Below are 4,840 nucleotides of genomic sequence, written 5' to 3' on the forward strand. Positions count from 1 at the left end.
CGATGCGGAAATGACAATCCTAACTGCGATGAAAGAGGCCGCGACCGCCGACACAGAATATGTGTTTCCGGCGATCCGTGGCGGCATGCTGTCCGACATGACGTTGAGCGCCACCATGAGACGGATGCACGAAAGCGAGATCGAGGCGGGCCGCAAGAGCTGGCTTGACAAGAACTCGAAGCGTCCAGCCGTGCCCCATGGGCTGCGGTCAACGTTTTCTGATTGGGCAGGGGAGTTGTCCGACTATCCCAGAGACATGCGGGAGTTTGCGCTCGCCCACGCCATCAACAGCGACGTTGAGGCCGCATACCGGCGCGAAACCATGATTGAGAAGCGCCGCGCCATGATGAGCGATTGGGCTGCGTTTTTGCGGGGCGGGAACTGACCAAAGCTCTAAGACATGAGCCTCGGCAACGCCGGCCGAAGGCGATAAGCTCGCGAGCAAAACGGAACGCTAAGCTGTTCAGCAATATCGATCGCTGATCGCATCGGGCGAACCGGAATTATCAGCGGTGGCGCTGGGATGTTTCCGCTCAGTTCGATGGCGGCTGCGTGACGCCACCTCTAATTTCGCCTGGCTAAGCGCACGCCGGGCCCACCACCATTATCTGGAATGAATTCGATGCCAGCGTTCTCCAGGGCGCCTTGTACCGCCTGCAGTGTGTTGTCGAACAAAACCTCGCCGCGCTCCAATCGCGCAATAGTGTTGGGAGAGACCTTGGCGAGGGCAGCAAGCTCCCGAATGCCTAGATGGAGAGCTGCCCGCGCCATCCGACACTGGGCCGAAGTTATTGCCATCCGTAGTAGCCCTGTTACTAAGTTGTTGCGTTTAATGGCCATAGATAGTAACACTGATACTACCGCTGATGCCGACAAGCATCTTGAGCGGTTGGACAGGTGCGGTCACACCTGTCCAACCTAACCACAACCCCAGCTTTCGTGGAGCTCGGATCATGGATGATTCCGACAATAGCATGAGTTTGTCTTTCGTCACCCGGCGGCGCTTGCTGGCGAGCACGGCCACGGCCGCCGTGGCATGGCCCTTCCAGGTAAAGTCGCGGGCCGCCGAACTGACGGACGGCAGCAGTGCTGCTGATCCTGCTCTTCGCCTGTGTGGGGACTGGCAAAAGATCCACAACGAGACACTGGCGCTATGCCGCGAACAGCAAAGGTTGGAGACATACCTCGCTAGGACGGTCGGCTTTCCCTGCGCCAAGGTACGGCTTGCCGGTGGTACGGAATTAACGCTCCGTTCCATGGAAGGCCTGAACGATGCCTACTCTCCCGAAATTGAAGTCGAATGGAACAGGGCGGTTGCCGACTTCGCGGCACATCAGGCGCGTTGGGATGCCGCCGATGCTGAGATCGGCTATTCGAAAGCAGACGAACTGATACGGCAATCCGAAATAGCCGAACGCGACCTTCTGGATAATCTACCGCAAACAGCCGCTACCTCCATCGAGGGCATTTTAGCCAAGCTGCTCGTTATCTTGCATGACGGTGAGCATTGGGAACGTCCCGCCGATTTCCCTTGGCCTCATATCCGCTCGGTGCTGGATGACCTCGGCCGCCACCATAAATATCGATCCGGCGATGCTCGCGATCGATCGGGCAATCGTTAGCCGACGGACCTTATAGGGCAGTGAGGATGCAGCCTGCTTCGAAGGAAGCCGGATCGGAGGCAGTCCGTCACGGCCGCTTCCCTCCAAAGTTGCCCTGCTTGAGCAAGCCATCTTGATGGGCGCGACCATCGTTTCGGTTTGCCGTTTTCGCTCGCCTCGGCGGCGCTCCTGACGGACATGGCAGTAACCCTGCCGCCGTGACCGCTGCGTTTCGATGAAAGCCAGCTTTCCGCGCGGTGTGCATCACCCTCATCACAACTTGTCGCCCTCGTCTTGCGGACGCCACGAAACGGGATTGGTGATCCAGCGACTGATGTCGGATTCATGCCAGCCTGCACCGTGGATACTGATCTGGATCTGGCGTGGGAAGGTGCCGTCGGCGATCTTGCGATAGATGGTGGACCGGGACAGACCTGTCCGGGAGACGACGGTTTTCAGGCGGATGATACGGTCTGGTTCGCGCATGGACGCACTGCCTCCTGCTGGTTGTTTTTGACTGCTCCTGATCAAGAGAGGACAGACACTTGCGGGCGCGCAAGAGGGTTTTCCGCGTCATCGTACCCCGGCATAGAGACGGCGGCAGATAGGACTGTCTAGAGTCCAATGCCCCGGCCCCGCCCGAGGTCGATTCCGTGGGTGAATGCGAGTTCCGCACCAAGGCGCCGACCAGAATCGACGCTGATGCCAAGGTCGTGCTTGCGGTTGGCGAGGATGGATTCAAGCTGCGGATCGCGCTCGAGGCTTCTGGCCATGTCACCCATCGCCGATCGCGTCGCCTTGTAGCCGGACATGTCACCCGCCTGATACTGGTGCTGGCTGGTCCGGTCGAGTTTGTGCCAACGCTCCACGAAATGGTCTGCGCGGCGGCCCGGATCGTTGTCCAGTCCAGTGCGGATTTCGGCTTCAAGCTGGAGGGCGCGGATGGCGCGGTTGATCCGTCCGCCGGCGGCCTCGGCGACAAGTTCCGGGCTCTTGACATAAGCCGCCTCGGCATCGCGCCAGCCATGGGGCCGCACCTCGTCGAAGGCTTTTCGGGCGTCAGCCAGTTCGCGCAACCGGATCGGGCTGGCCTTGTTTCCTGCACCCTCGTCGCTGAACATCGCGTCCATGGCGCGGGCATGACGCACGAGCGCATCGGTTCGGGCTTTCCGCAACGCTGCTTGCCCGTCCTCGGTGGTCTCTCTCGCTGGCGCTGCGGGTTCGAGGCGCACTTCCTCTCTTTCCGGCCTGCGCGTGGCGTCGAAGTCGGGCGCGCCGTCAGCCGAAGGGCGGCGGCCATCGAACATATTGCGTAGCCTTTCAGGCACGACCTTGCGCACGATCTCCGCGACACGCTCGCGAAAGGTGATGCCGCGCCGCTCGGCATAGCTCTGCGCCGGATCGATCTGCTCGTAGTCCGACGCCATGTCCTTGGCGCGGTCGCGTGACAGTGCGCGGACAAGCCTTTCGCGGGTTGCGAAGTCGTCGCTGGCGTAATGCAGGTCCATCCCGTCTCGATGCCGCGATAGAGCCACATAGCTGCCATGGGCATCCATACCCGGCGTCGCCAGGATATGAGTGCTGTCGACCGTCATGCCCTGCGCCTTATGGATGGTCGCGGCATAACCGTGGTCGATGTGGGCATAGTCTTTCAGGTCGAACCGCACCGACCTGTGGTCCTCAGTACGCACAGTCATGCCCCGCGTGCTCACCTCATCGACCACACCGAGCGTGCCGTTCTTGACGCCGAGGCCGCGCTCGTTGCGCAGGAACATCACGCGGTCGCCGCGTGCGAAACTTCTCTCGCCCCGTTCGACGCCTATCTGAACATCTTCGCCGAGATCGCCGGCAACGCGCATGCGCTCGCGCGCCGCCTGGTTGAGCGCGCGCACCTCGTCGTTTGTGTGGGTGAGGATGATCCGGCTTGCGTCTGGCTCTGCCTGCCTGTCGCGGTCCCAGCGCTCGACCAGATCGCTGCGCGCCTCGTCGCGCGTCGCAGCCTGATGCACCATCCCTCTATCTTCATAGGCGCTGATTGCAGCACCGATCCTGCCGGTCGCCAGATCGTGTGTAGCGTCGCGCTGCCAGTCTTCGCGCTGCCGGCGCACCTGACCGATTTCGACGCCGCCATATCGCTCGTGGATCGAACGGAATGCGGCGCCGGCTTCGATCGCCTGCAACTGCTGCGGATCGCCGACCAGCACGACTTTCGCGCCGACGTCCGCTGCATGGGAGAGAACGCGCTCCAACTGGCGCGTGCCGACCATGCCTGCCTCGTCGATCACTAGGACATCGCGCGCGGTGAGAAGATCGTGGCCCTGTCCCCAGCCATGTTCCAAGCTGGCGATGGTGCGCGACGAAATCCCCGATCCGCTTTCGAGATTCTCGGCCGCTATGCCGGAGAGTGCGACGCCTCGAACCTCATAGCCTGCTGCTGCCCATGCCTGGCGCGCAACACCAAGCATGGCGCTCTTCCCCGTTCCGGCAAAGCCGACAACGACGCCAAGACCACTGCCGTCGGTGACATACGCGAGCGCTTCGACCTGCTCGCCTGACAGGACAAGGCCGCGCTGCCCGGCATGTGCCAGAGCAGCCTCGCGATGCTGATCACTTACTGCATGAAATCCATCCCCGACCATGCGTTCCGCCGCCTGATGCAGACGCTGTTCGGTCTCGATCATCTGTCGGGTGGTGAAGCGATCGTCTCCACGTCCATCCTTTCCGAGTTCGACCAGATCCGGCTCTTTCCCGATCGCGCCTATCACCTGGTTGAACTGCTCGAGCCCATCGCTGTGCCGATGTGCGAACTTCGCCATGTCTCTTCGGGTGAAGGTCGATTGCTGATGCGTGATGGCATCCAGCGCCACGGATGGATCGGCAATGAGGCGCGCGCCATTGTTGCGCGCGATCTCGCGGTGCAGCTCGGCGCGATCTGCTTCAATGCAGGCGACGTCGAGGTCGCCGTTCTCAATGCGCTGTGCCGAGGCACCGATCTGGGTCTGTGGCTCCAAGGCAATGCCCTGTGCTTCCAAACTGCGATGATCGATGCGGGCGTCTATGTCGAGTTCGGCAAGGCGCTCATTGGCAAGATCCGCCCAACGTTCGCGCCAGCGCTCGACCAGCTCGGTCTGGTTCCAGTCGCGCACCTTTGGACCAAAACCGTTCTCATCGACCGACCGCATGGTCAGCATGACATGGGCATGCGGTTTTGGACTGCCATCCTCTGCCCTGTCCCAATG

4 protein-coding genes and 1 pseudogene are annotated in these 4,840 nt (G+C 61.6%); 2 read left to right on the forward strand and 3 right to left on the reverse strand.

Annotation, left to right across the window (positions count from 1 at the left end; genetic code table 11):
- Positions 1-385: pseudogene (locus tag EN781_RS34505) on the forward strand (hypothetical protein); the annotation flags it as partial.
- A gap of 179 nt (positions 386-564) precedes the next feature.
- Here EN781_RS34505 and EN781_RS35535 read toward each other — a convergent pair.
- Positions 565-792, reverse strand: a complete 228-nt coding sequence (locus EN781_RS35535; RefSeq protein ID WP_245492657.1) for a helix-turn-helix transcriptional regulator — start codon at positions 790-792, stop codon at positions 565-567.
- Positions 793-953: 161 nt separating this feature from the next.
- Here EN781_RS35535 and EN781_RS25930 point away from each other — a divergent pair, with 161 nt between their 5' ends.
- Positions 954-1,622, forward strand: coding sequence for a hypothetical protein (locus EN781_RS25930; protein WP_127400462.1), 669 nt, complete (start codon positions 954-956; stop codon positions 1,620-1,622).
- A 252-nt stretch (positions 1,623-1,874) separates the two neighbouring features.
- On the opposite strand, the gene EN781_RS25935 is transcribed toward EN781_RS25930, so the two are convergent.
- Together EN781_RS25935 and traA are read right to left on the reverse strand one after the other, a co-directional pair.
- A complete protein-coding gene (locus EN781_RS25935) occupies positions 1,875-2,087 on the reverse strand; it encodes an AlpA family phage regulatory protein (RefSeq protein WP_023825499.1) in 213 nt (70 codons plus the stop codon).
- Positions 2,088-2,215: 128 nt separating this feature from the next.
- Positions 2,216-4,840, reverse strand: a 2,625-nt coding sequence (gene traA, locus EN781_RS25940) for a Ti-type conjugative transfer relaxase TraA (RefSeq protein ID WP_127400463.1), incomplete at its 5' end; no start/stop codon positions are given.

This window comes from Mesorhizobium sp. M4A.F.Ca.ET.090.04.2.1, from assembly GCF_003999085.1.
GTDB lineage: Bacteria > Pseudomonadota > Alphaproteobacteria > Rhizobiales > Rhizobiaceae > Mesorhizobium.